We start from the raw sequence: 25,812 nt of genomic DNA on the forward strand, positions 1-25,812 counted from the left end.
CTCTATGTCCGGAATATGACAATTAGATGAAAGGCCAGCATCGCGATACCCGCGAGCCGGCCTTTTTTTCACAAGCGCCGCAGCGCGCCGTTCATGCAGGTACGGCTGCAGGTTTCAGCGACCCTTTTTCCACAGATACAACCCCGAGAGCAGGCCGATGCCGCAGATGATCGCCACGTAGTAGGCCGGCGCCATGGGGCTGCTCTTGAGCATCCAGGTCACCACCATCGGCGTCAGCCCGCCGAAGATCGCGTAGGCCAGGTTGTAGGAGAACGACAGGCCGCTGAAGCGCACCGCCGCCGGGAAGGCCCGGACCATCACGTAGGGCACCGCGCCGACGAGGCCGACGCACAGGCCGGTCAGGGCGTAGAGCGGGAACAGCAGGTGCGGGTTGTCCTGCAGCACGTGGTAGAAGACCCAGGACGAGGCCAGCAACAGCAGGCTGCCGAAGACGAATACCCGCCCGGCGCCGAAACGGTCGGCCAGGCTGCCGAACAGCACGCAGCCCAGGCTCAGGAACACGATGGCCAGGCTGTTGGCCTCGAGGGCGGTGATGGCCGAGAACTTGTAGACCGTCTGCAGCACGGTGGGGGTCATCAGGATCACCACGATGATCCCGGCCGACAGCAGCCAGGTCAGCAGCATCGAGATAAGGATCGCGCCGCGGTGGTCACGCAGCACCGCCCGCAGCGGCAGCTCCTCGGCCAGGGCCTTGCGCAATTGCAGCTCGGCGAATACCGGGGTCTCGTGGAGCAGGCGGCGCAGGTACACCGAGAACAGGCCGAACACCCCGCCCAGCAGGAACGGCACGCGCCAGGCATAGGCCGCCACTTCTTCCGGGGTATAGATGCTGTTGATGGCCGTGGCCACCAGCGAACCCAGGAGGATGCCGGCAGTCAGCCCCGAGGTCAGGGTGCCGCAGGCATAGCCGATGTGCCGCGCCGGTACGTGCTCGGAAACGAACACCCAGGCCCCGGGCACTTCGCCACCGATAGCCGCACCCTGGATCACCCGCATCAGCAACAGCAGCACCGGTGCCCACAGGCCGATCTGCTCGTAGGTGGGCAGCAGGCCCATGATCAGGGTCGGCACCGCCATCATGAAGATGCTCAGGGTGAACATCTTCTTGCGCCCCAGCAGGTCGCCGAAGTGGGCCATGACGATCCCGCCCAGGGGTCGGGCCAGGTAGCCCGCGGCGAAGATGCCGAAGGTCTGCATCAGGCGCAACCATTCGGGCATGTCCGCCGGGAAGAACAGCTTGCCCACCACGGTGGCGAAGAACACGAAGATGATGAAGTCATAGAACTCCAGCGCGCCGCCCAGGGCGGACAGCGAAAGAGTCTTGTAGTCACTACGGGTCAAGGGACGAGCGGGAGGCGCTGCTTGCGCGGCGCTGGAGGGCACAGTGGTCATGGCAAGGGGCTTCTCTTATTAGTTGGTTCTGGAAGCCGCAACAGCTCTGGTTGGGGCCTGGCAGGTTCGGCACGATAGCAAATTGTTCGAATGCCTACACAGCGACGCACAAATGACGCACAAAATTGCGAACCAGACGGGTCGTCGCGGAGTCTATCGACCGATATACTCGCAGGGCCCGGCGCGCAAAGCCGCTCCCGGCAAGGGTTGTTGTGCGAAAACGTCGTTGTACTCATGACCGCCGGCAACCGCCCGGTGCCAGCAAGACCAGACAGGAACACCAGTGCATGCCCCACTCCAGGTGCCCGGCGCGCAATGCTTCTTCCTGTGCATGAGCAGCCGGTTTCGCAGAGTTTCCCGCTAGCACGCCTTCGAAAGAACGTGACGAACGTAGTATGTTCGGGCTGAATCGTTTTTCCTGAAGACGGCTATTCACCTGAAGTACCCATGAAGCGTCACGGGTCAGAGGCCCCTCGGCATGATAGAGCTCGAACAAGAAGATCCAATCCCGCAAGGCGACCTGGCCCTGCAAATCACCGCCCTGCCACGTGAAACCAACGGTTTCGGCGATATTTTCGGTGGCTGGCTGGTGGCCCAGATGGACCTGGCGGGCACCGCCATGGCCAGTCGCGTCGCCGGTGGCCGGGTAGCCACCGTGGCCATCGATCGCATGGCGTTCCTGGTACCGGTGGCCGTCGGCGCGCAATTGTCCTTCTACACCCAGACCCTGGAGATCGGCCGCAGCTCGATCCAGATGATGGTGGAAGTGTGGAGCGACGACCCGCTGTCCAGCGAGTGGCGCAAGGTCACCGAGGCGGTATTCGTGTTCGTCGCCATCGACGGCAGCGGTCGTACCCGCTCGGTCCCGCCCAGGGCACGTTGAACCCGCAGGCTGCCTGGAAGTCCATGGCAGCCCAAGCCTTCTGAACGAGAACCACCATGCCTACGCCCCACGTTGAAACAGTACAACTGGACCAACTGAACTGCTGGCGCATCCGCCACGGCGATGCCGAACTGCTGGTGGCCCAGCAGGGCGCGCACATCCTCAGCTACCAGGTGGCCGGGCAACCGCCGCTGATCTGGCTGAACGAAGAAGCGCAGTTCAAGACCGGCAAGAGCATCCGCGCTGGCGTCCCGGTGTGCTGGCCGTGGTTCGGCAACTTCGCGCGCAATCCGCAAAGCGTGCAGGCCATGCGCCAGGGCGACGACGCGGCACCGGCCCACGGCCTGGTACGCGCCGCCGACTGGGAACTGCAAGGCATCGAGAGCGAAGGCGACAGCCTGCTGGTGCGCTTGCGCCTGCCCTGCCCCGCCGGAGGTTTTCCCGGCTGGCCGCACCAGGTGGAACCCAGCTTGCTCATCCGCCTCGACCAGCAACTGCACATCAGCCTGAGCAGCCACAACCTGGGCAATCAAAGCGTCAGCATCAGCCAGGCGCTGCACAGCTACTTCGCGGTCAGCGACGTGCGCCAGGTGCATGTCGAGGGCGTGGACGGGCTGGACTACATCGAGACCCTGGAAGACTGGACGACCAAGCGCCAGGACGGCGACCTGCATTTTGCCGGGGAGACCGACCGCATCTACCTGGATGCGCCGGCGCAGCTGGCGATCGTCGACCCGCAGTGGCAGCGGCGCATCCGCCTGGCCAGCCATGGCTCGCGTACCGCAGTGATCTGGAACCCATGGATCGGTCGCGCCGCGCAGTTCAGCGACATGGCCGACGATGGCTGGCAGCGCATGCTGTGCATCGAGACCGCCAACGTGATGGATGACATCGTGACCCTGGCTCCCGGCGCCAGCCATACCTTGAGCGTGAGCATCGACAGCGTCGCGCTCTGACCCACGATTGCGCTGATGAGCCCGGTGTTCAGGCAGGGCGTAGCGAGGGAGCTTGCTCCCTCGCTACGGTTCCTATCGGCTACAGATCCGAATCCTGCACTACCCGCACCTTCGCCGCGTCCAGGGCGTAAGCGGCGTCCGCCAGGTCGTTGCTGACCTTCTCGACCTTCAGGGTGCCGGTCACCCACAGCGGGGTGTAGATATCATCGAGCTTCACGCCCTTGGGAAAACGCACCAGCACCAGCTGGTTGGGCGGCGGTGGCGGCACGTGGATGCAGGCCCCCGGGTAAGGCACCAGGAAGAACAGCGTGCTGTGACCCTTGGCATCGGCCTCCAATGGCACCGGATAGCCACCGATGCGGATCTGCTTGCCGTTCATGGCCGCCACGGTCTTGGTCGAATACATCACTGCCGGTAGGCCCTTGCTCTGCTTCAAGCCACCTTTCTGGGTGAAGGTGCCGTTGGCTTCAGGCGAGTTGTGATCGATTTCCGGCATCTGCTCCAGGGCTTTCTGGTCCGATTTGGGCATCAGTTCCAGCCAGTCGGTTTCCGGCAGTTCGGCAGCCTGGGCCAGGCCGCAGCCCAGCAGAACGAGGGTCAACAAGAGACGACGCATGAGGGTGGGGCTCGGTCAAGAGAAAGGACGGAAGAAGGCGGGCATTCTAGTGCCCAAACCATGGGCTGCGTTGAAGTTTCAGATGAAGAAAATCACCCCCTCCGCACGAGCGGCGAAGGGGGACCGACGCACCGGCTCAGTTCTTCTTGATGAAGCCGTAGATCACCAGGAGCACGATCGCGCCCACCAGCGCACCGAAGAAACCGGCACCTTGGCCAGCCTGGTAGATACCCAGCGCCTGGCCGCCGTAGGTGGCCGCCAGCGAACCGCCGATACCCAGCAGGATGGTCATGATCCAGCCCATGCTGTCGTCTCCCGGCTTGAGGAAACGCGCCAGCAGACCAACGATCAAGCCGATGAAAATGGTTCCGATAATGCCCATGGCTGTTCCTCTGTAGGAGTGGGTAAACCAAAGCCTAGTCAGCGCCTTGGCATCCTGCTATCAGAGAACGGCGGGAAACGAAGGTTCCCGCCAGCCGGTGGATTTGTTACTTGGCGACCAGCGCCTGGACCTTGAGGATCTGCGCCTGCAGGGTCGCCTGGTCGGCGCAGCGCAGGTTGGCATGGCCGACCTTGCGCCCGGCCTTGAAGGCCTTGCCGTAGTGATGCAGATGGCAGTCGTCGATGCTGATCACCTGGTCCACCGGCGGTACTTCGCCGATGAAGTTGATCATCGCGCTTTCGCCCACCTTGGCGGTGGAACCCAGCGGCAGGCCGGCAACCGCCCGCAGGTGGTTCTCGAACTGGCTGCACTGGCTGCCTTCGGTGGTCCAGTGCCCGGAGTTGTGCACCCGCGGGGCGATTTCGTTGGCCTTCAGGCCGCCGTCCACCTCGAAGAACTCGAACGCCATCACACCCACGTAGTCCAGTTGCTTGAGCACGCGGCTGGAGTAATCCTCGGCCAGCGCCTGCAACGGGTGATCGCTGCTGGCCACCGACAGGCGCAGGATGCCGCTGTCGTGGGTGTTGTGCACCAGTGGGTAGAAACGGGTCTCGCCATCACGGGCACGCACGGCGATCAGCGAGACTTCGCCAGTGAACGGCACGAAGCCTTCCAGCAGGCACGGCACGCTGCCCAGCTCGGCGAAGGTGCCCTCGACATCGGCAGCGCTGCGCAAGACCTTCTGGCCCTTGCCGTCGTAGCCCAGGGTCCGGGTCTTGAGCACCGCCGGCAGGCCGATGCGCGCCACTGCGGCGTCCAGGTCGGCCTGGGACTGGATGTCGGCGAACTCGGGGGTGGGAATCCCCAGGTCCTTGAACATGCTCTTCTCGAACCAGCGGTCACGGGCGATGCGCAGCGCCTCGGCGCTCGGGTAGACCGGCACGAATTGCGACAGGAAGGCCACGGTCTCGGCCGGCACGCTCTCGAATTCGAAGGTCACCAGGTCCACCTCGTCGGCCAGCTGGCGCAGGTGGTCCTGGTCGCCGTAATCGGCCCGCAGGTGTTCGCCCAGGGCGGCTGCACAGGCATCCGGCGCCGGGTCGAGGAAAGCGAAGTTCATTCCCAGCGGGGTTCCCGCCAGGGCCAACATGCGGCCCAGCTGGCCGCCACCGATTACACCGATCTTCATCGTCAACGACCTCAGGCGACGCGCGGGTCTGGATTGTCCAGGACGCTGTCTGTCTGTTCAGCACGGAATTTTTTCAGCACCGCATGGAACTGCGGGTGCTTGGCGCCCAGGATGCTCGCCGAGAGCAGGGCGGCGTTGATCGCACCGGCCTTGCCGATGGCCAGGGTCGCCACCGGGATGCCAGCAGGCATCTGCACGATCGACAGCAGCGAATCCACGCCCGAGAGCATCGAGGACTGCACCGGCACGCCCAGCACCGGCAGGTGGGTCTTGGCCGCACACATGCCTGGCAGGTGGGCCGCGCCACCGGCGCCGGCGATGATCACCTCGATGCCACGCGATTCGGCCTCTTCGGCGTACTGGAACAGCAGGTCCGGGGTGCGGTGTGCAGAAACCACCTTCACCTCGTAGGGAATGCCGAGCTTGTCCAGCATATCCGCGGTGTGGCTAAGGGTGGACCAATCGGACTTGGAGCCCATGATCACGCCAACCAGTGCACTCATCGTCGTGCCTCTTTCTCTCTGGGCGCCCGCAGGCGCGTCAAAAAACAACAAGCCACGCGAATGGCGTGGCTTGTTGTACGAATTCTAGCCAGGCGAACCGGCTGGAGGCCGCGCAGTATACCCAAAATAATGTTCGCAACGCACGCTCACCGACCACCTGCGACACCCTGGCCTTTTTTGCCCAAAGCCCCGGTTTTATTGACTTTGAAGTCAGCCGCCCCGCATTGGAAATCCCTGCGGCCTTGGCGGTTTCTCGTAGCGGCTGCCGCAGGCTGCGTACGGGCGCGCAGCGACCGCAGAAAAGGTCCAGCCGGCCACCTGCCTGAAGGCCCTGCGGGCCTTGTCGCAGCCTCGCTGGCTCAGCAGCGGCTACAAGGTCATGGGTTGCTCGTGCCCTGCCCCGCGGCGCTCTCGAGCTTGCGCCACAGCAGGCGCACGTTGGCCTTGCGCACCAGGGCGCAGCGGTACAGGCGGATCTCCAGCGGCACGTGCCATTGCGCACCACCGCACACCACCAGCTCGCCCCGGGCCAGCTCGGCGCGCACGCTCAACTGGGGGACCCAGGCGATGCCCAGGCCTTCCAGGGCCATGCTCTTGAGGCTATCGGCCATGGCGGTCTCATAAACGGTAGTGAAACGCAGGTTGCGCTGGCGCAGCAGCAGATTGACCGAACGCCCAAGGAAGGCTCCGGCACTGTAGGCCAGCAGCGGCACGCTGGACTCGCCCTCCAGGTCGAACAGCGGCTTGCCCTGGGCATCGGCGGCGCAGACCGGAAGCATCTCGGTGTGCCCCAGGTGCAGCGAAGGGAAGATTTCCGAATCCATCTGCAAGGCTGCGTCCGGGTCATAGAAGGCCAGCATCAGGTCGCAGCCGCCTTCACGCAGGGCATGCACCGCATCGCCGACGTTGGTCGCCACCAACCGGGTGGCAATGTTCAGGCCCTCGTTGCGCAGTTGCGCGATCCAGCGCGGGAAGAAGCCCAAGGCCAGGGAGTGGGCCGCCGCCACCTGCATCACCTCGCCCTGCCCGCCTTCCAGGTGGTGCAAATGGCGCACTACCTCGCCGAGCTGCTCGACCACCGTGCGCGCCGTCACCAGGAACAGTTGGCCGGCGGCCGTAAGCTCCACCGGCGTGCGCGAGCGATTGACCAAGGTCAGGCCCAGGGCGGCCTCCAGGCTGCGGATGCGCCGGCTGAACGCCGGCTGGGTCACGAAGCGGCGCTCGGCGGCCTGCGAGAAGCTACGGGTGGCGGCCAGGGCACTGAAGTCCTCGAGCCATTTGCTTTCCAGATTCATCACGTCCTCCCGGACACGCACCATTTTAGGTCACACGCTTGCCGGCAACGCGGCGTCACACGGGCATTATGCCGAATATGCATAGGCCAGTGTTTAACAGCATTGGCCCAAAATTTCCCTTAGCCCTAGGATTCGCAGCGCTCCCGGCACTGACCGGGTCCCTACCGAGATGATTTCCGTCATGTCCTCCGCTGCATCTTTCCGCACAGAAAAAGATCTGCTTGGCGTACTCGAAGTACCGGCTCAAGCGTATTACGGCATCCAGACCCTGCGAGCGGTAAACAACTTCCGCCTCTCGGGCGTTCCGATCTCGCATTACCCAAAACTGGTCGTGGCCCTGGCGATGGTCAAGCAGGCAGCTGCTGACGCCAACCGCGAACTGGGTCACCTGAGCGAGGCCAAGCATGCGGCCATCAGCGAGGCTTGCGCCCGCCTGATCCGCGGCGACTTCCACGAAGAGTTCGTGGTGGACATGATCCAGGGCGGCGCTGGCACTTCGACCAACATGAATGCCAACGAAGTCATCGCCAACATCGCGCTGGAGGCCATGGGCCACAGCAAGGGCGAATACCAGTACCTGCACCCGAACAACGACGTGAACATGGCGCAGTCGACCAACGACGCCTACCCGACCGCGATCCGCCTGGGTCTGCTGCTGGGTCACGACGCACTGCTGGCCAGCCTCGACAGCCTGATCCAGTCGTTCGCCACCAAGGGTGAAGAGTTCAGCCACGTCCTGAAGATGGGCCGTACCCAACTGCAAGATGCCGTGCCGATGACCCTCGGCCAGGAGTTCCACGCCTTCGCCACCACCCTGGGTGAAGACCTGGCCCGCCTGAAGACCCTGGCGCCGGAAGTGCTGACCGAAGTCAACCTGGGCGGTACCGCCATCGGCACCGGCATCAACGCCGACCCGCGCTACCAGAACCTGGCCGTGCAACGCCTGGCCACCATCAGCGGCCAACCGCTGGTCCCGGCGGCCGACCTGATCGAAGCCACCTCCGACATGGGCGCCTTCGTGCTGTTCTCCGGCATGCTCAAGCGCACCGCGGTCAAGCTGTCGAAGATCTGCAACGACCTGCGCCTGCTGTCCAGCGGCCCGCGTACCGGCATCAACGAGATCAACCTGCCAGCGCGCCAGCCCGGCAGCTCGATCATGCCCGGCAAGGTCAACCCGGTTATCCCGGAAGCGGTCAACCAGGTGGCGTTCCAGATCATCGGCAACGACCTGGCCCTGACCATCGCGGCCGAAGGCGGCCAGCTGCAACTGAACGTGATGGAGCCGCTGATCGCCTTCAAGATCTTCGACTCGATCCGCCTGCTGCAACGCGCCATGGACATGCTGCGCGAGCACTGCATCACCGGCATCACCGCCAACGAAACCCGTTGCCGCGAGCTGGTTGAGCACTCCATCGGCCTGGTCACCGCGCTGAACCCGTACATCGGCTACGAGAACGCCACCCGTATCGCCCGTATCGCCCTGGAAAGCGGCCGCGGCGTGCTGGAACTGGTTCGCGAAGAAGGCCTGCTGGACGACGCCATGCTCGACGACATCCTGCGTCCGGAAAACATGATTGCCCCGCGCCTGGTTCCGCTGAAGGCGTAACCGCTGCGACACCGAAACATGCAACACCGCTCACCAGGTTGAGGGACTAGACACCTCTCACCTTTTGAGGGCCTGGAGATTCGTCTCCAGGCCCTTTTTTTTGCCTGGGATTTTCCCTGCCACGGCACTCGCCCACCCCAACCGCGCCTCGATCCTGTAGCCGCTGCCAAGCGCGAGTCTGCGAACGGCACCGCAGTGGCCGCAAACCAGGTACCGCGATTCCCTCGGCAAGAACGCTGCGCGCATGCGGCGACGGCCACCGATCCAGGTTTTGACCAAGCACAATCGGCCAACACGGTGGATAATCCGCCGCTCCACCCCCGAGGCAGCACAGTCGATGGACCCGACCTCCACCCAGGCCCTGCAACAGCTACGCGCCCTGATTCCCATCGGCCTGCGCCACGCCCAAGCCTTGCTCGCACGCTGCGCAGGCAACCCCCGGCAAGCCGCCGAGCTCTACAAGTCCGAGCTGTTGCAGGTGCTGGTGGACAAGTCCGGCCTGCCCGCCGAACAAGCCCGGGAGTACCTGCATGACGCCGAGTACGACCTCAACCGCGCCCTGCACGCTATAGAAGAAGCGCGCTTCACCCTGACCCAGCGCATCCTGCGCAAGCATCATCGGGACCCGGGCCAGGCCGTGGACCTGATCGCCCAAGCCATCGAAACCGCCCAGGCATTGCCCCGCCAGTACTGGCTGGACTTCGACCAGCTGGCGCAACTGCCTCCAGCACTGCGCTGCTTCATGGTGCTCCACGAGTGGCTGGCCTACGAAAGCTGGGAAGGCTTCGACAGTGCCCTGCACTTCCACCTGCCCGAAGCCCTCGCCCAATTTCGCCAGCTCCAACAACATGCCCTCGCCGATAGCCTGGAGCAGGCCAGCCAGCGCCAAGACCACCTACGCGCTGTACACATGCCCGCAACAGCCCCAATCGAATTGACGAACCTGATCAACCAGGACCCAGGGTTCTGCGCCTGCCAGGACGCCTATCGCCAACACCTGCCCCAGCTGGACGAACGCCTGGTGCAGTGGGTGCAAGAGCACCTCGAACAATTCCCGGCCTGAAGCTGCGACCATGAACATGGAACTATTGATCAGCCGTATCCCGCCCCCAACCTGGCTCGACAAGTAACCGACGCCTTGGCAAGCACCGGAACAAAATCGGTAAACAATCGCGAAAACAGCACAAAAATCGCCCTTCTGTCGCCTTTTCAAAGCTCACGCGACCGACGACCGTGATCGCTCCGTCAGCCGCCAGAGGGCCCTGCCCCGGGCTTCTGCAGGCCAGGCCAAGCCCGCCGCTACAAGAACCGATTCAGCCTCCCGCCCTCCTGCCGTTCCTCGGTTCGACGCGCTATATGCAGACGGCAAGCCCTCGCACCGGTATAGTGCGCCCCCTCTTCGCGTGGACAGCCGTCGGTAACGAGGCTCCAACCCACGGGAAACCCGAACTAATAACAACCCGCGAATAGAGAACCGGGACGAACGCTCGCCCCACCGCTTTGCCGTGCGTGCAATCAGCGGTGTAACAAGGTGTTTCTGTCCGCTCTGCTTTTGCCTACACAAAAAACAGCGAGGAATACTCCATGCTCGAAGTCATCAACGACTTCCTCTCAGGGAAAGTGCTGATCGTGCTCATTGTCGGGCTCGGCGGCTACTTCACGATCCGCTCGCGTTTCGTTCAATTGCGCCACTTCCTCCATATGTTCGCGGTGTTCCGCGACAGCCTGAAAAGCAGCGGCGGCCAGCTCAGCTCGTTCCAGGCGCTGATGCTCAGCCTCGCCGGCCGGGTGGGCGCAGGCAACATCGCGGGCGTCGGCATCGCCGTGACCCTGGGCGGTCCGGGCGCCGTGTTCTGGATGTGGGTGACCGCACTGGTGGGCATGTCCAGCAGCTTCTTCGAATGCACCCTGGCCCAGGTCTACAAGCGCGCCGACGGCGACGGCCTGTACCGCGGCGGCCCGGCCTACTACATCCAGCACGGCCTGAAGCTCAAAGGCATGGCGGTGGTGTTCTCCATCCTGCTGCTGGTCACCTACGGCTTCGCCTTCATCGGCCTGCAGTCCTACACCGTGACCCACTCGCTGCAGGACGCCTTTGCCTTCGACCCTAGCCACACCGGCATCGTCCTGGCGCTGCTGCTGGCCATCACCTTCATCGGCGGCATCAAGCGCATCGCCGCGGTGTCCGACCTGCTGGTCCCGATCAAGACCCTGGCCTACATCGCCGTGACCCTGTACGTGATCGGCACCCAGATCGAACAAGTGCCGGCCATGCTGGAGACCATCATCAAGAGCGCCTTCGGCCTCGACCCGGCCTTCGGCGGCCTGCTCGGCAGCGCCATCGTCATGGGCGTGAAGCGTGGCGTGTTCGCCAACGAAGCGGGCCTGGGCAGTGCGCCGAACGTCGCCGCCGTGGCCGCCGTGAAGCACCCGGGCGCCCAGGGCGTGGTCCAGGCCTTCAGCGTGTTCCTCGACACCTTCGTGATCTGCACCTGCACCGCACTGCTGATCCTGCTGTCGGGCTTCTACACCCCGGGCTTCGAAGGCGACGGCATCGTCCTGACCCAGAACTCGCTGGCTGCCGTGGTCGGTGACTGGGGTCGCCTGTTCGTCAGCGTCGCGCTGTCGCTGTTCGTCTTCACCTGCATCCTCTACAACTACTACCTGGGCGAGAACAGCCTGCAGTTCCTCACCCGCAACCGCACCGTGCTGATGCTGTTCCGCGGCCTGGTGCTGGCGCTGGTGGTATGGGGTTCGATGCAGGACCTGTCGACCGTGTTCGCCTTCGCCGACATCACCATGACCTGCCTGGCCTTCGTCAACCTGGTGGCCCTGGCCATGCTGTTCAAGGTCGGCATGCGCGTGATGCGCGATTACGACGAGCAGCGCCGCGCCGGCGTCGATCAGCCTGTGTTCGACTCGCGCAAATTCGCCGACCTGGACCTGGACCTGAAGGCCTGGCCCGCCGAACCTGCGGCCGCCGCCCAGGCCGAGCCGCAAGGCGCGCCCACAGCGCAACGCTGACGGGTGAACGACGGGCGCATCCTCTGCACCCGTCGGTTACAGTTCGATAAATGTGCGAGCGGGCTTGCCCGCTCCCACAAGAACTCACCGTTTCGGAGAATCCCATGAACCCTTCGACCTACCCTGCCGCCCAGCACGTCATGGTGCTCTACACCGGTGGCACCATCGGCATGCAGGCCAGTGCCGACGGGCTGGCCCCGGCGTCCGGCTTCGAAGCCCGGATGCGCGACTACCTCGACACCCGTCCCGACCTGCCGGTACCGGCCTGGCGCTTTCGTGAAATGGCGCCGCTGATCGACAGCGCCAACATGACCCCCGAGTACTGGCAGCGCCTGCGCGAAGCGGTGGTCGAGGCCGTCGAGAGCGAGGGCTGCGACAGCGTGCTGATCCTGCATGGCACCGACACCCTGGCCTACAGCGCCGCGGCCATGAGCTTCCAGTTGCTGGGCCTGCCGGCACGGGTGCTGTTCACCGGTTCGATGCTGCCGGCCGGCGTGCCCGACAGCGATGCCTGGGAAAACCTCAGCGGCGCCCTGCTGGCCCTCGGCCGTGGCCTGGCGCCCGGCGTGCAGTTGTACTTCCATGGCGAGCTGCTGGCACCGACCCGCTGCGCGAAGATCCGCAGCTTCGGCCGGCACCCGTTCGCCGCCTTGCGGCGCAAGGGTGGCGGCACCCAGGTCGAGGCCATCCCGCCAAGCCTGGACTACCGCCAGGCCCGGCAGCCGGCCAAGGTCGGCGTGCTGCCGCTGTTCCCCGGGATCGGCGCCGAAGTACTCGATGGCGTGCTCGCCAGCGGCATCCAGGGCCTGGTGCTGGAGTGCTTCGGCAGCGGCACCGGCCCCAGCGACAACCCGGCGTTCCTGGCCAGCCTCAAGCGCGCCCAGGACCAGGGCATCGTCGTAGTGGCGGTAACCCAGTGCCATGAAGGCGGGGTCGAGCTGGATATCTACGAGGCCGGCAGCCGCCTGCGCGGCGTGGGCGTGCTGTCCGGCGGCGGCATGACCCGCGAAGCCGCCTTCGGCAAGCTCGATGCCCTGCTGGGCGCCGGGTTGCCGGCCGCCGAGGTACGGCGTCTGGTCGAACTGGACCTGTGTGGCGAGCTGAGCTGAAGCTCAGGCTCGGGAGCCGGTAGCTACTGCGCTGGCTGCCGGCTCGATGACGAACAGAGGGTAACGGCCAGGTTACTTCTTGACCGAGTAATCCTGGCCCCAGACCCGCACCGAGCTCGAACTCTCGATCGGCCCTTCGAACACGAACTTCTGCCGCACTGCCGCCTTGGCCGGGATGGTGACTTCATCCGGGTTGTCGAGGCTGACAGTCAGGTTGTTGGCATAACCGTCCTGGTCGATCGCCAGCAGGGCACCGGTCTGCTTGAGGTTGATCAGCCGCAACTGGCTGTCGCTGCTGTTCTTGAAGCCCAGGGTGACGTTGAAGCTGTCGCCGACGGCTTCGGTCTTCAATACCTGGACGTCGACGCGGCCCTTCATTTGCTCGCTGGAGGAAATGATCGAGGCGCCGTCGACGCCTTGCGCCGATTGGCGACCATCGAGCACGCCTTCGCTGACGCCACCCAAGAGGTTCTTGCCTGCCGAAATGGCTGACGAGACGGCTGACTTGGCAGAGTCCTTGAGGGTGCTTTCGCTACCTGGCCCAGTCTCGGCCAGGCACAGCGAACTCAGGAGCAAGCCGGACACCAGGAGCAGGGAACGCGCAGGAGTGAGGGTCATACATAATCCTTTATCGAGGTTGCTGCACCGCCACCTCCGGCGGTGAATGACAGGCAGGTTGCACCAATCAAAGCGCCAAGTCACTAACCACGCAACGCCCGAAATGCCCCATGCCGCTGGCTGGAAAACCGCAGGTCCTGTCGAAGGCGGCATGCAACTTGCTCCGGTCAAGGGTCTTTCCCAGGTCGGAATCTGCGCATGCTGCACTCGCACCTCACCACCCTCAATGCGGTTTCCCTGATCCTCAACACCTTCAAGGACCAGGGTCAGGACGGCGGCGCGTTGTTGGCCGGCAGCGGTATAAACCCCACCGACCTGAGCCGCGCCGACACCCGCATCACCACCAGCCAGGAGATGCTGGTGTGCGCCAATGCCGTGGCCTTGCAACGCGATATCGGCCTGGAACTGGGCCGGCGCATGCATGTGTCGTCCTACGGCATGCTCGGCTACGCGCTGCTCACCAGTGCCACCTTAGGTGACGCTTTGCGCCTGGCGCTGCGCTATCCGGCGCTGATGGGAACACTTTTCGAGCTGACCCTGGAAACCGACGGACCGCGTATCTGGCTGACGGCCGCCGACTATCGCGAATGCCCGGCCCTGGCGGCGTTCAACACCGAGTTCTGCCTGGTCTCGATGAAGGTCATCTGCGACGACCTGCTGGGGCATCCGCTGCCGCTGATCGGCGCGCGCTTCGACTACCGGGCACCGGACTACCAGGCTCGTTATCGCGAACGCTTCGACTGCCCCCTAGAGTTCGATGCCGCCAGCAATGCCTTCGCCTTCGACCGGCGCTGGCTCGACCAACCGCTGCCCCTGGCAGATGCCATCACCCACCAGGCCATGGCCGAGCGTTGTCGCAAGCAGAACACCGAGTTCACCGGGCGCCAGGCCTGGCTCGGGCGCATCCGCCAGTTGCTGGCGGCGCAGCTGGATGCCGCTCCCGGCCTGGACGGATTGGCAGAACAGATGAACTGCTCGGCCCGGACCCTGCGCCGGCATCTCAAGGACCTGGGCTGCAGCTACCAGGAACTGCTGGACGAACTGCGCTTCGAGCGAGCCAAGCAGATGCTCTGCGAAGACCAGTTGCCGATCTACCGCATCGCCGAAGCCCTGGGCTTCAGCGAGACCGCAAGCTTTCGCCATGCCTTCATCCGCTGGAGCGGCGTGGCGCCGAGCCAGTTCCGGCCCTGACACAAACCCCGGCATGAAGGCGCCAATTGCATTACATTGCCGGCCTTTCATACCGGCAAGGGACGGCAACGTTGAATCTATCCACAGGCAGCACCGCCAGGCATATCGGCCTTCGTCGAATCGGCCTGGCGCTGCTGATGCTCGCCGCAGCCCCCGTCGCCCAGGCATTCGACCTGGCGAAATTCAAGTGGTGGGAGATGTCCAGCCACTTCGCCCTCGACGAGCCGGAAACCGCCACCCTGCAGATCAAGCCCTTCGCGCTGCCGGGCCTGGCCAAGCTGCCGGCGCGGATCGTGCTGAGCCAGTATCGCGGGCTGTTCTACCTCAACGCCTACCAGGACCTGGATTACCGGCAGCGCATCTACAAGTCGCCGCCCATAGCGCTGTTCAGCCCGGAAGATCTGCGCAACTGCGTGTCGCCGGACAATGACATCCAGGTCACGGACAACTGGCCACCCAGCAATACCCTGGATACCGGCATCACCCTGACGCCCCTGGACTTCGACTGTTCGGTGCCGCCGCAATGGAACCTCAGCCAACGCTACCTGCTGATCGACCAGCGCGATCCCCAGCGCACGCTGCTGGCCATCAGTCATCGCCAGGACCTGACGCAGATGGACTTCACGCCGTTGCAGCCCATCAGCGACGAAACCGGACAGCAATGGCTGCAAGCCCTGCAGAAGTTTCCACCGTGGTTCCGGCCTTTCGACAGCGGCGGCGGCCCGATCACCCTCAAGGCCTATGTCCCGCCAGCGGACGCGGACGCTGTCTGGAAGCAGTTCCGCCAACTCCACGCGCAACTGCGCAAGGCCAAGGACAAAGGGCCGGGCATCCGCCAGGCGGAGGACTTCTTCGCGGTTCATGACTACCGCAGCATTGCCACCGACCACAGCGAATACCCCGGCCTGCTCAACGACATCGCCTACTGGGCCAGTGAGGCCGGCCAGCTGAAGGTCGCTCGCGGCTGGCTGGTGGAGGTGCTGCGCCGAGACATGTCGCGCATGCCGACCTACCTCAACCTGGCCGACCTGGACTGGGCGCTGTTCGAACAGCGGCCCCTGGACAACATTCCCCAGGGCCGGGCCATCGAAGGTTATCGGCTGTATTGCGGCATGCGCCTGCAACGCCAGATGAGCATCCCGCCCCGGGTACTGCAGCGCCTGGGCCTGCAATCTGCCAACCCACAGGCGTGCCAGGGTTTCTGGCCGTTGGTGGCCGCTGCGGACGCCGGTGACGAAGCCGAGGTAAAGCGCCTGCTGGCCGGTGGCGTCAGCGGCGAAGTCATGGCCGAGGATGGCCGCAGCGCCCTGCTGCATGCCCTGGATGCCCCGCACCTGGAGATCGCCCGGCTGTTGCTGGCCAACGGCGCCCATACCAGCGGCCAGTATCGGTGGAGCACCCTGGCCATGCTGGCCATGCGCCGCGACCTCAAGGATGGCCCCGACCTCGAGCAGGGCGGGCGCTTGAAGTTCCTGCTGCAAGCCGGGGTCGCCATTGACGAACAGGATTACCAAGGCCGCACTCCGCTGATGCAACTGGCGGAGCAGGAGCGCAACCTCGAGGGCTTCACCTGGCTGCTGCAACACCCGCAGAACCTGGACCTGCGCACCGCAAAAGACCAGGAAACCGCTCTGTACCGGGCCTTCTGGGGCAACAACTATCCGGCCATGAAGCTGTTGATCAACGCCGGTGCCAACCTCAACCTGAGCTATGGCGGGGGCACCTGCTACAACCAGCCCATGGGGCAGAGCCTGCTGACTTTACTGGCCGACAAGATCTCCGCCGACGACACGTCACGCGTCGTCAGCCAGCAAGACACCCTGGAGGTCTTCACCCTGTTGCTGGAAAAAGGCGCCGACCCGAATGTCGGCCAGCGCTGCGAGAAAAAAGGCTACGCCCTGCTGCTAGAGGCCATCGCCCGGAAAAAACGCGAGGACATGCTCCAGGTCCTGCAACGCTTCGTGCCGACAGCGCCCGCAGGCTGAAACACGTGGCGCCCCGCAATGGGGCGCCATGCCCCTTCCAGGGGCGAATTTCGGTCACGCAATCTGGCCATATCGATCCCCTTTTGGCCGTTCCCGCCGTTCTCCAAAACCCCGCGCCCCGCAAGACTGTGATCCACCGAATCAGCCTGCGGAGAACAAGAAAATGCTGACGATCTACTCGGACGATCACCACCTGCACCATGGCCGTTGCGAACTGATAGACGGGCAACTGATGCCTTGCTTCGAAATGCCCTCCCGGGCCGACCACGTGCTGGACCGAGTGAAGTACCGCAACCTGGGGCCGGTGGAGGCGCCCAAGGACTTCGGCCTGGAGCCGATCCAGCGCGTCCACAGCCGCGAGTACCTGGAATTCTTCAAGGGCGCCTGGGAGCGCTGGGCAGCCAAGGGCATCGACGGCGACCTGCTGCCCTACACCTGGCCGGCACGCACCCTGCGCAGCGTGATCCCCAGCAGCCTGCACGGCCAGCTCGGCTACTACAGTTTCGACGGCGGCGCGCCGATCACTGCCGGCACCTGGCAGGCAGCCTACAGCGCGGCCCAGGTCGCCCTGACCGCCCAGGCGCTGATCCAGCGCGGCGCCCGTAGCGCCTTCGCCCTGTGCCGGCCACCGGGACATCACGCCGCCAGCGACCTGATGGGCGGCTACTGCTACCTGAACAACGCCGCCATCGCCGCCCAGGCCTTCCTCGACCAGGGCCAGCGCAAGGTGGCGATCCTCGATGTCGACTACCACCATGGCAACGGCACCCAGTCGATCTTCTACGAGCGCAGCGACGTGCTCTTCACCTCGATCCACGGCCACCCTGAAGCCGAATTCCCGTTCTTCCTGGGGTATGCCGACGAGTGCGGCGAAGGAGCCGGTGAAGGCTACAACTTCAACTACCCGCTGGCCGCCGGCAGCGGCTGGGAGGCCTGGAGTGCGGCCCTGGAGCAGGCCTGTGGGGAAATCGAACGCTACGGCGCCGATGTCATCGTGGTGTCCCTGGGGGTCGACACCTTCAAGGAAGACCCGATCTCGCAGTTCAAGCTCGACAGCCCGGACTACCTGGCCATGGGCAAGCGCATCGCTGCTCTCGGCAAACCGACGCTGTTCGTCATGGAAGGCGGTTATGCAGTCGCGGAAATCGGCATCAACGCCGTCAACGTACTCGAAGGCTTCCAGAGCGCCCAGTAAGGAACCCGCAACATGCCAAGACTCCAACGCCTCATCGCTCCCGCCCTGTGCGCCTGCCTGCTGGGCACCGCCGCCCACGCCGAGGAGCGCACCCTGCGGGTGTACAACTGGTTCGACTACATCACCCCCAAGGCCCTGGAAGACTTCAAGGCGCAGAACAGCCAGGTCAAGCTGGTGTACGACATCTTCGATACCAACGAAGCCCTGGAGGCCAAGCTGCTCACCGGCAACTCCGGGTATGACGTGGTGGTGCCGTCCAACGTGTTCCTGGCCAAGCAGATCGAGGCCGGGGTGTTCCAGCCCCTGGACCGCAGCAAGCTGCCCAACTGGAACCACCTGGACCCCAAGCTGATGCAGCTGATCGAGGCCAACGACCCGGGTAACCGCTTCGCCGTGCCCTACATGTACGGCACCATCCTGATCGGCTTCAACCCGGACAAGGTCAAGGCGGCCCTGGGCGAGCAGGCGCCGGTGGACAGCTGGGACCTGATCTTCAAGGAGGAGAACATCAGCAAGCTCAAGCAGTGCGGCGTGGCGCTGCTGGATTCGCCGTCGGAGATCCTGCCCCTGGCCCTGCAGCACCTGGGCCTGGATCCCAACAGCCAGAAGCCGGCGGACTACGAAAAGGCCGAGGCGCTGCTGATGAAGATCCGCCCCTACATCACCTACTTCCACTCGTCCAAGTACATGGCCGACATCGCCAATGGCGACATCTGCGTGGCGGTGGGCTACTCGGGGAGCTTCTCACAGGCCGCCAACCGTGCCCGGGAAGCCAAGAACGGCGTGACCGTGGACATGCGCCTGCCCAAGGAAGGCGCGCCGATCTGGTTCGACATGCTGGCGATCCCCAAGGGCGCGAAGAACCCGGAAGACGCCTACACCTTCATCAACTATCTGCTGCAACCCCAGGTGATTGCCCCGGTCAGCGACTTTGTCGGATACCCGAACCCGAACAAGGACGCCACCGAGCTGGTGGCCCCTTCGATCCGCAACAACCCCAACCTGTATCCGACGGCCGCGGCCATGAGCACCCTGTATACGCTGCAGCCGCTACCACGTGATGCCGAGCGGGCGCGGACCCGGGCCTGGACCAAGATCAAGTCGGGCACCTGATCATTACCCCCTGTGGCTTGCTCGCAGCGGATTGCGCAGCAAGCCAAGGCCGGCTACCCGCCTGTACCTGACATCCCGCAAGAACCGATTCACGAGCGCTACACGACCGCGCGGGAGCAAGCTCCCTCGCCGCCACCAGCCATCAGCAGCCGGTCAGGCCCTGGGGCGCCCGTTCCTCGGTGAAGAACCAGGGCCGCAACCGTACCCCCACGCCATTGCCGATGAAGGCCGCCACCAGCCACAACCAGCCGTGCAGGCTGCCGGAGGCGATGCCACTGAAATAGGCGCCGATGTTGCAGCCATAGGCCAGGCGCGAACCGTAGCCCAGCAGCAAGCCGCCGATCACCGCCGCCACCAGGGACCGGGTGGGAATCTTCAGGCTCGGGGCGAAGCGTCCCGCCAGGCCGGCGGCCAGCAAGGCCCCCAGGACGATGCCGATGTCCATGACGCTGGTGATGTCTTGCCATACCGGGGCCGCCAGGGCCTTGGCATTCGCCGCGCCTTGCCAGAACACCCACTGGCTGACATCCAGGCCCAGCCCGCCAGCGAGCTTGGCTCCCCACAGGGCGAATGCCGACGTGATGCCCCATGGCCGCCCCGCCAGGGCCAGGGTGGCGAAGTTCAGCAGAGCCAGGGCCACCGCGCCCCAGACCAGCGGCCAAGGACCGCGCAGCAAGCGCCGCCAGCCCTGGTGCGTAATGCCCACGGGGGCTTCGAGGTTGCCATGGCGGCGTTTTTCCAGGACCTGGGTCAGCATCGCGATCAGGGCGAACAGGCACAGGCTCAAGCCCAGGGCCGGCCCCACGCCGAAGCTCTGGACGATGGAGATCGGCGGCAGCGAAGGCAGGGCGAACCACCAGTCCACATGATGGGTGGCGATCAGCGAGCCGCAGATGAAGAACGCCAGGGTCACCAGCATCCGCGCGTTGCCACCACCAACGGTAAACAGGGTGCCGGACGCGCAACCGCCGCCCAGCTGCATGCCGATGCCGAAGATGAAGGCCCCGAAGATCACCGATACCCCGGCAGGCGCCACCAGGCCGGTCACCGGCTGGCCGAACAGCGTGCCGGCCCCCAGGGCCGGGAAGAACAGCAGCACCGCCAGCGCCAGCATGACCATTTGCGCCCGTAGGCCCGCGCCACGCCGATCACGGATGAACACCCGCCAGGCCGAGGTGAAGCCGAACGCCGCGTGGTAGAGGGTCAGGCCCAGGGCCGCCCCCAGGAGCAACAGCAATACCTGGCGCGCGCCCACCTCCACTTGCAGGAACAGGGCGCCGGCCACCAGGAGCAGCAAGGCGAACAACGGCGCGCCGAACTTGCGTTCAGGCGCCAGGGAAAGGGACTGGCTCATAGGGCGTCTCGGACAGGGAAATGCCGCCCAGTATACCCGTCAAACCCGCCAGGCCCGGCGCAGGCGCGCCACGGCGGCGCGGATCTCGGCCTCCGGCACCGCCGCGAACCCCAGCACCAGGCCGGCCCGCTGGTCCTCGGGCGTCACGCTGTCCGGCAACCAGTAACGGCTCAGGGCACTGACCTCGACATCGACGCTGGCGGCCTGGGCCTGCAGTTCCTGCTCCCGGGCCAGACTGTCGACGCGCACCGTCAGGTGCAGCCCTGCGGTCACCCCGGGCAGCGGCCCGACCCCGTCGATGACCTCGGGCCAGGCTTCGAGCAGGGTATTGCGCCGGCTCAGGGCCGCGCGCCGCATGCGCCGGATATGCCGCTGGAAATGCCCGGCGGCCATGAACTCGGCCATCACCGCTTGGGTACTGACTTCCGAGTGGCGCATTTCCACTGCCCGCAGCCGCACACAAGCCTGTACCAGGTGCGGCGGCAACACCAGGTAACCCAGGCGCAGCGCCGGAAAGGCCACCTTGCCGAAGGTGCCGACATAGATCACCCGCCCCTGACGATCCAGGGCCGCCAGGGGCGCCAGGGGTGCACCGCTGTAGCGGTATTCGCCGTCGTAGTCGTCCTCGACCACCCAACCCTGGGTCCGCTCGGCCCAAGCCAGCAACTCCAGGCGCCGGGCCAGGCTCATGACCACCCCGGTGGGGTACTGGTGGGCCGGCGTGACATAGGCCACACGGCAATTCTGCAGTCGTTCCAGCTGGCGGCAATCGATGCCCTCCTGGTCCACCGCTACGCCGTGCAGTTGCGCACCGGCCATGGCGAAGGCATGGCCGGCGGCGCGGTAGCCCGGGTTTTCCACAGCCACGGGGTCGCCGGGCTCCACCAGCAGTTGTGCACAAAGGCTGATGCCCTGTTGCGCGCCACTGGTGATCACAATTTGTTCAGCCGTACATTGCAGACCCCGGGTACTGCGCAGGTAGGCGGCGATCATGCTGCGCAGGCGCGCCTCGCCAGCCGAATCGCCATAGCACAGGTGGCGCAACTCTGGCTTGCGCCAGAAAGCCGCATTCAGCTTGGCCCAGACCTCGAACGGGAACAGGTCGAAGGCCGGCACGCCGACCCGGAATGCTCGGGGCGGACCGCTGGGATGGGTGCTCAGATGATGTTTTTGCAGGCGCTGCAAAGTGCTGTTTGAGACCAATCCACTGGATGTAACCACAGGTAAATCGACGGATTTTGTGGATAAGTCTGTGGGCAAGCCTGTTGAAAAGCCTGTGGATATTTTTGTGGATAATTTCTTGGCCGGCAATCGGGTTTGCGGCAACTGGGCCACGTAGGTGCCGTCGCCGACCCGTGCTTCGATGAAGCCCTCGGCATACAGCTGGTCGTAGGCCCGGACCACGCTGTTGCGCGAGAGGCCCAGGGCGCTGGCCAGTTCACGGCTGGCCGGCAAGCGCGTACCGCCAGCCAGGCGCCCGTCCAGCACCCGCTGGCTCAGGGCCTGGTAGAGCTGGCGGCTGAGGCCCTGGCGGCGGTCCAGCACGATGCCGGCAGGGTTGAAGGACAGCGGAGGCAAGGCACTGTTCATTGGCGCACACCCAGGGAATTGGACCTATGAAATAGAACGGAAATGGCTCTTACCATGAACCATTAGCCTGCCTAGGATGCAGCCAATCGCCAAGGATTTTCCACATGTACCTACCTCGCGCTTTCGCTGACCAAGACCTCTCCCGCCTGCACCAGGTGATCCATGACTGCCGCCTGGCAACCCTGGTGACCTACGGCGCCCTGGGCCTGCAGGCCAGCCACCTGCCGCTGCTGCTGGAGGCCGGCCAAGGGGCCGATGGCACCCTCTACGGCCACCTGGCCAAGGCCAATCCGCAATGCGCGGAGCTGGCTGCCGGTGCCGAGGCGCTGGTGATCTTCGAAGGCGGCGATGCCTACGTCAGCCCGTCGTTCTATCCGAGCAAGGCCGAACACGGCAAGGTGGTCCCGACCTGGAACTACGTGGCGGTGCATGCCTACGGCCAGGCCGAGGTGTTCCACGACCCGCAGCGCCTGCTCAAGCTGGTCGGGGCCCTCACCGAGCGCCACGAAGCTGGCCGCCAGCACCCCTGGAAGGTCGAGGACGCCCCCGCCGACTACATCGACGGCATGCTCAAGGCCATCGTCGGTTTCGCCCTGCCGATCCAGCGCCTGGAGGGCAAGCGCAAGCTCAGCCAGAACCGTGACGCCCGGGACATGGCCGGGGTCCGCGAGGGCCTGGCGGCCAGCACCGACCTGCGCGACCAGCAGCTATCCCACCTGATGCGCTAATACTTCAACAATCAAGGAGCCTTCATGAGCCAGATCCAGATCCGCACCGTCACCGCCGCCGACCACGCCGCCTGGCTGCCCCTGTGGCAGGCCTACCTGCGGTTCTACGAGACCGAACTGGCGGATGCCGTGACCCAGAGCACCTGGCAGCGCTTGCTGGATGCCAGCGAGCCGACCCATGCCGCCCTGGCCTGGGATGGCGAACGTGCCGTGGGCCTGGTGCATTTCATCTACCATCGCTCCAACTGGAGCATCGAGAACGCCTGCTACCTGCAAGACTTGCTGGTGACCCCGCAACAGCGCGGTACCGGGGTCGGTCGCAAGCTGATCGAGTTCGTCTACGCCCAGGCCAAGCAGGACGGTTGCGCCAAGGTCCACTGGTTGACCCACGAAACCAACACCACGGCCATCCAGCTCTACGAGCGCATCGCCGAGCGCCCGGGCTTCATCCAGTTCCGCAAACCTCTGTGAACCTGCCCAGGAGCCATTGAATGTCGACTTCCCTCACCGATTGGCAAGGCGTCCCCGCCCCTTCGGCCACCCTCTTGCAAGGGCGCTTCATCCGCCTGGAGAAACTCGATCCGGCGCGCCATGGCGATGAGCTGTTCCAGGCCTTGCAAGGCCCGGACGCCGACCCTGTGCTCTGGGACTTCCTGCCCTACGGCCCCTACCCCGAGCGCCCGGCCTTCGACGCCTGGCTGGCAGGCCATGAACGCAGCAGCGACCCGTACTTCTTCACCGTGATCGATCTCGCCACAGGCCAGGCCCAGGGTGTGCTCAGCCTGATGTCCATCGTCCCGGCCCACGGTCGCATCGAGATCGGCCACGTGACCTTCGGCGCACCGATGCAGCGCTCGCCCAAGAGCACCGAGGCGGTGTACCTGCTGGCCCGGGAGGCCTTCGCCATGGGTTACCGGCGTGTGGAATGGAAGTGCAACAACGCCAATGCCCGCTCGCGCTATGCGGCCGAGCGCCTGGGCTTCAGCTTCGAGGGGGTGTTCCGCCAGCACATGGTGGCCAAGGGGCAGAATCGCGACACCGCCTGGTTCTCGATCCTGGACTCGGAATGGCCGGCCATCGCCAAGGGTTTCGAGCAGTGGCTGGGCGATGCCAACCAGGGCCCGCACGGGCAACTCAGGAGCCTGGCGCAGTGCCGGGAGCAGATCCCGGGGCAATGAACGGTACCCGCCGCGCCCCATGCGCAGCGGGTCTCCTCAATCGCCTGGCAAGGCTCGGGCGCGGCTGGCGCGCTGCACCTTCACCACTCCCATCTGCATGCCGAAGGGCTTGAACACCGCGTTCAGCGACTTGAGGGTCGGATTGCCGTCGCCATGCTCGATGTGCACCAGGGTCCGCAAGGAAATCCGGCACATCTTGGCGAACTGGCTCTGATGCAGCCCGGTGACCTCGGTGCGCAAGCGTCGTACCGCATCGCCGAGCGGCAAGCGGCCGGTGGCCAGCTCCTGCTGGATGTCGTCGATCAATCCAGCGCGTTCGTCCAGGGCCGTACTCATCGCAATCCCCACTCTTGCAGGCGTCGGTCCAGGTGACGCAGGTGGACACCTGGATGGTTCATGGTGGCCGCCGGCAGGCCTCCGGCATCGAGCAGGTCCGGCAGGGCGCGCAGGCGCTCGGCATCCACGCGCAGGCGCGCCAGGGCCAACTCAGGATCGAGCAACGGCCGCAGGCTGGCACAGACCAGGCGCCAGTCCACCTCGCCGGCCACCTCCATGCGTCCGGGCCACTTGGTGGCGCGGGCAATTCCCGCGGTATCCATCACCATGGGGGCCAGGTCATGGATCGGGGCCAGGCGCACGCCGTCTTCACCGCGGATCACCGCGATATTGCGCCCATGGTTATGGGGATTGCCGAGGATCTTGTTGATCAGCTCCCGGCGCAGGTAGTCGGCCACCAGCTCGGGGATCGAGGCCTCCTGCCCCGCCGCTCGCCACAGCTCGGCAAGGGTCCCCAGCACTTCGGTATGGCGCATGCCCTGGTCGTAGCCCACCAGCCCTGCCAGCGAATAGATCGACTCCAGCGCCAGGCGCTCGACGCCAGCCGGGCCGACACAACGGTCGAAACGCGGCAGCCACAAGCTGGGCACGTGTCCCTCCTCCAGGGCCAGGCCGGCCGCAGGAACGGTCTCGATGTCCAGCTGCTGCAAGGCGCGGTAGTAGTGAAACTCGCTCCTGAGGATGTCGCAGTCGTTCTGGGCGGCCCGGTTACGAGGGAACTTGACCAGCCAATGCTGGGCTGCAGCGGCATCCTCCAGCAGTGCATCGGGATACAGCAAGCCGGCCCGGTTCTGTGTCAGCAACAGCTTGGGAGCCTCGCCACCGGCGCCCCTGGCTGCGCCCTGCTCATGCATGTACTCGACGAAACGTTGGTCGCCGGCCACCACCGCCTCCCGGGAAAACCCTTGCAAGGGCCGCCCGGCCAAACCGACCAGGGATTCCTTGATGCGCAGATGACCGATGGGCGCGGCGGTCGCCCGAGCCAACAGGAACAGCTCGGCAGCGACGCCCGCAGGGCACTCGCGACCGATCTGGCCGAGCAAGAAACGCCGGGCATCGCCGGCCGGGGCAATGTCATAGAGAAATGCCGGAGCCCGGGATTCGCGTATCGGCTCCCAGCCCAGGGGCAGCGACCCACTGACCGAGCAGGCCAACGGACTGGCGACCGACTCCAGGTTATCCACCAGATACTGCCGCACATAACCGAAGCTGCACGGGCTGTTGAAGCCCTCCTCGGGCTTGTCGAAGCAGAGGGTCATGGCGTCGGTCCATGCCCCCGAACGGTAGAGTTGCAGCGTCAGCCGATACATCTTATTACCTGCAATTTAATGCACTTCTATCATGCTGATTGGTGTAAATACGCATTTTAATGCAGATATACAACAATAATCGAGAATAGATCTGCATCTAAATGCACTTGCTGAATTCGCCGAAAGCGCCCGCAAGCACAGCGGAGTCCATGGCGGCCCACGACCAGACCGAGAGTCGTAGCCCCGAATGACAGGCAAAAAAAGGGAGGCCGTAGCCTCCCCGAGGTAAAACGTTGCA

The 25,812-nt window shown here is 65.0% G+C and carries 24 protein-coding genes; 13 read left to right on the top strand and 11 right to left on the bottom strand.

The window, feature by feature from the left end:
* Positions 1-114: 114 nt before the first annotated feature.
* Positions 115-1,404 carry an MFS transporter gene (locus C4K40_RS30970; RefSeq protein WP_172681662.1) on the bottom strand — a complete coding sequence of 430 codons (1,290 nt, stop codon included), beginning with the start codon at positions 1,402-1,404 and terminating at the stop codon, positions 115-117.
* Between the two features lie 487 nt (positions 1,405-1,891).
* Here C4K40_RS30970 and C4K40_RS30975 point away from each other — a divergent pair, with 487 nt between their 5' ends.
* A complete protein-coding gene (locus C4K40_RS30975; RefSeq protein ID WP_003229628.1) occupies positions 1,892-2,296 on the top strand; it encodes an acyl-CoA thioesterase in 405 nt (134 codons plus the stop codon).
* Positions 2,297-2,352: 56 nt separating this feature from the next.
* Positions 2,353-3,252 (top strand): D-hexose-6-phosphate mutarotase, encoded by a 900-nt coding sequence (locus C4K40_RS30980; protein WP_053133553.1) that lies wholly within the window; start codon positions 2,353-2,355, stop codon positions 3,250-3,252.
* 79 nt (positions 3,253-3,331) lie between these two features.
* On the opposite strand, the gene C4K40_RS30985 is transcribed toward C4K40_RS30980, so the two are convergent.
* The 5 genes from C4K40_RS30985 to C4K40_RS31005 form a co-directional block, all read right to left on the bottom strand.
* Positions 3,332-3,868 (bottom strand): DUF3299 domain-containing protein, encoded by a 537-nt coding sequence (locus C4K40_RS30985; RefSeq protein ID WP_031320732.1) that lies wholly within the window; start codon positions 3,866-3,868, stop codon positions 3,332-3,334.
* 136 nt (positions 3,869-4,004) lie between these two features.
* Positions 4,005-4,250: a GlsB/YeaQ/YmgE family stress response membrane protein gene (locus C4K40_RS30990; protein ID WP_022641917.1), complete on the bottom strand. Its 246-nt coding sequence runs from the start codon at positions 4,248-4,250 to the stop codon at positions 4,005-4,007.
* A 106-nt stretch (positions 4,251-4,356) separates the two neighbouring features.
* Positions 4,357-5,439 carry a 5-(carboxyamino)imidazole ribonucleotide synthase gene (locus tag C4K40_RS30995; RefSeq protein WP_022641918.1) on the bottom strand — a complete coding sequence of 361 codons (1,083 nt, stop codon included), beginning with the start codon at positions 5,437-5,439 and terminating at the stop codon, positions 4,357-4,359.
* A gap of 11 nt (positions 5,440-5,450) precedes the next feature.
* Positions 5,451-5,942: a 5-(carboxyamino)imidazole ribonucleotide mutase gene (gene purE / locus C4K40_RS31000; RefSeq protein ID WP_022641919.1), complete on the bottom strand. Its 492-nt coding sequence runs from the start codon at positions 5,940-5,942 to the stop codon at positions 5,451-5,453.
* 377 nt (positions 5,943-6,319) lie between these two features.
* Positions 6,320-7,237 carry a LysR substrate-binding domain-containing protein gene (locus C4K40_RS31005; protein WP_022641920.1) on the bottom strand — a complete coding sequence of 306 codons (918 nt, stop codon included), beginning with the start codon at positions 7,235-7,237 and terminating at the stop codon, positions 6,320-6,322.
* Between the two features lie 181 nt (positions 7,238-7,418).
* Between C4K40_RS31005 and aspA the strand changes: the two genes are divergently transcribed.
* The 4 genes from aspA (at position 7,419) to C4K40_RS31025 (ending at position 12,976) form a co-directional block, all read left to right on the top strand.
* A complete protein-coding gene (aspA, locus tag C4K40_RS31010) occupies positions 7,419-8,843 on the top strand; it encodes an aspartate ammonia-lyase (protein WP_053133550.1) in 1,425 nt (474 codons plus the stop codon).
* Between the two features lie 337 nt (positions 8,844-9,180).
* Positions 9,181-9,906 carry a hypothetical protein gene (locus tag C4K40_RS31015; RefSeq protein ID WP_053133543.1) on the top strand — a complete coding sequence of 242 codons (726 nt, stop codon included), beginning with the start codon at positions 9,181-9,183 and terminating at the stop codon, positions 9,904-9,906.
* 521 nt (positions 9,907-10,427) lie between these two features.
* The gene (locus C4K40_RS31020; protein WP_022641923.1) at positions 10,428-11,867 is read left to right on the top strand and encodes a sodium:alanine symporter family protein; all 1,440 of its coding nucleotides are present in this window, start codon (positions 10,428-10,430) and stop codon (positions 11,865-11,867) included.
* A 104-nt stretch (positions 11,868-11,971) separates the two neighbouring features.
* On the top strand, positions 11,972-12,976 hold the full coding sequence (locus C4K40_RS31025) for an asparaginase (RefSeq protein WP_022641924.1): 1,005 nt from the start codon (positions 11,972-11,974) through the stop codon (positions 12,974-12,976).
* A 72-nt stretch (positions 12,977-13,048) separates the two neighbouring features.
* On the opposite strand, the gene C4K40_RS31030 is transcribed toward C4K40_RS31025, so the two are convergent.
* Positions 13,049-13,594, bottom strand: coding sequence for a hypothetical protein (locus C4K40_RS31030; RefSeq protein WP_256224103.1), 546 nt, complete (start codon positions 13,592-13,594; stop codon positions 13,049-13,051).
* 198 nt (positions 13,595-13,792) lie between these two features.
* On the opposite strand from C4K40_RS31030, the gene C4K40_RS31035 reads away from it, so the two are divergent.
* The 4 genes from C4K40_RS31035 to C4K40_RS31050 all read left to right on the top strand — a co-directional run bounded on the left by C4K40_RS31035 (position 13,793) and on the right by C4K40_RS31050 (position 19,078).
* Positions 13,793-14,785 (top strand): AraC family transcriptional regulator, encoded by a 993-nt coding sequence (locus C4K40_RS31035; RefSeq protein ID WP_053133537.1) that lies wholly within the window; start codon positions 13,793-13,795, stop codon positions 14,783-14,785.
* Between the two features lie 71 nt (positions 14,786-14,856).
* Positions 14,857-16,770 (top strand): ankyrin repeat domain-containing protein, encoded by a 1,914-nt coding sequence (locus tag C4K40_RS31040; protein ID WP_053133534.1) that lies wholly within the window; start codon positions 14,857-14,859, stop codon positions 16,768-16,770.
* Positions 16,771-16,933: 163 nt separating this feature from the next.
* A complete protein-coding gene (locus C4K40_RS31045; protein ID WP_053133531.1) occupies positions 16,934-17,965 on the top strand; it encodes a histone deacetylase family protein in 1,032 nt (343 codons plus the stop codon).
* Positions 17,966-17,977: 12 nt separating this feature from the next.
* The gene (locus tag C4K40_RS31050) at positions 17,978-19,078 is read left to right on the top strand and encodes a polyamine ABC transporter substrate-binding protein (RefSeq protein ID WP_053133528.1); all 1,101 of its coding nucleotides are present in this window, start codon (positions 17,978-17,980) and stop codon (positions 19,076-19,078) included.
* Between the two features lie 142 nt (positions 19,079-19,220).
* Here C4K40_RS31050 and C4K40_RS31055 read toward each other — a convergent pair whose 3' ends face one another.
* Together C4K40_RS31055 and C4K40_RS31060 are read right to left on the bottom strand one after the other, a co-directional pair.
* Entirely contained in the window at positions 19,221-20,432 is a 1,212-nt protein-coding gene (locus C4K40_RS31055) for a YeeE/YedE family protein (RefSeq protein ID WP_053133525.1), read from the bottom strand.
* A gap of 39 nt (positions 20,433-20,471) precedes the next feature.
* Positions 20,472-22,022 (bottom strand): PLP-dependent aminotransferase family protein, encoded by a 1,551-nt coding sequence (locus C4K40_RS31060; RefSeq protein WP_053133521.1) that lies wholly within the window; start codon positions 22,020-22,022, stop codon positions 20,472-20,474.
* 104 nt (positions 22,023-22,126) lie between these two features.
* On the opposite strand from C4K40_RS31060, the gene C4K40_RS31065 reads away from it, so the two are divergent.
* Genes C4K40_RS31065 through C4K40_RS31075 form a run of 3 tightly spaced genes read left to right on the top strand, consistent with a single transcriptional unit; the run spans position 22,127 to position 23,928 of the window.
* Positions 22,127-22,750, top strand: coding sequence for an FMN-binding negative transcriptional regulator (locus tag C4K40_RS31065; RefSeq protein WP_053133518.1), 624 nt, complete (start codon positions 22,127-22,129; stop codon positions 22,748-22,750).
* A gap of 24 nt (positions 22,751-22,774) precedes the next feature.
* Positions 22,775-23,221, top strand: a complete 447-nt coding sequence (locus C4K40_RS31070; protein WP_053133515.1) for a GNAT family N-acetyltransferase — start codon at positions 22,775-22,777, stop codon at positions 23,219-23,221.
* 20 nt (positions 23,222-23,241) lie between these two features.
* Positions 23,242-23,928, top strand: a complete 687-nt coding sequence (locus C4K40_RS31075) for a GNAT family N-acetyltransferase (protein ID WP_022641936.1) — start codon at positions 23,242-23,244, stop codon at positions 23,926-23,928.
* Positions 23,929-23,964: 36 nt separating this feature from the next.
* Here C4K40_RS31075 and C4K40_RS31080 read toward each other — a convergent pair whose 3' ends face one another.
* Positions 23,965-24,264, bottom strand: a complete 300-nt coding sequence (locus tag C4K40_RS31080; protein ID WP_022641937.1) for a helix-turn-helix domain-containing protein — start codon at positions 24,262-24,264, stop codon at positions 23,965-23,967.
* Positions 24,261-25,523 (bottom strand): HipA domain-containing protein, encoded by a 1,263-nt coding sequence (locus tag C4K40_RS31085; protein WP_083456934.1) that lies wholly within the window; start codon positions 25,521-25,523, stop codon positions 24,261-24,263. The genes C4K40_RS31080 and C4K40_RS31085 overlap by 4 nt, the downstream gene beginning before the upstream one ends.
* Positions 25,524-25,812: the final 289 nt, after the last annotated feature.

Origin of the sequence: Pseudomonas sp. CMR5c (assembly GCF_003850545.1) — a bacterium.
In the GTDB taxonomy this organism is placed as follows: domain Bacteria; phylum Pseudomonadota; class Gammaproteobacteria; order Pseudomonadales; family Pseudomonadaceae; genus Aquipseudomonas; species Aquipseudomonas piscis.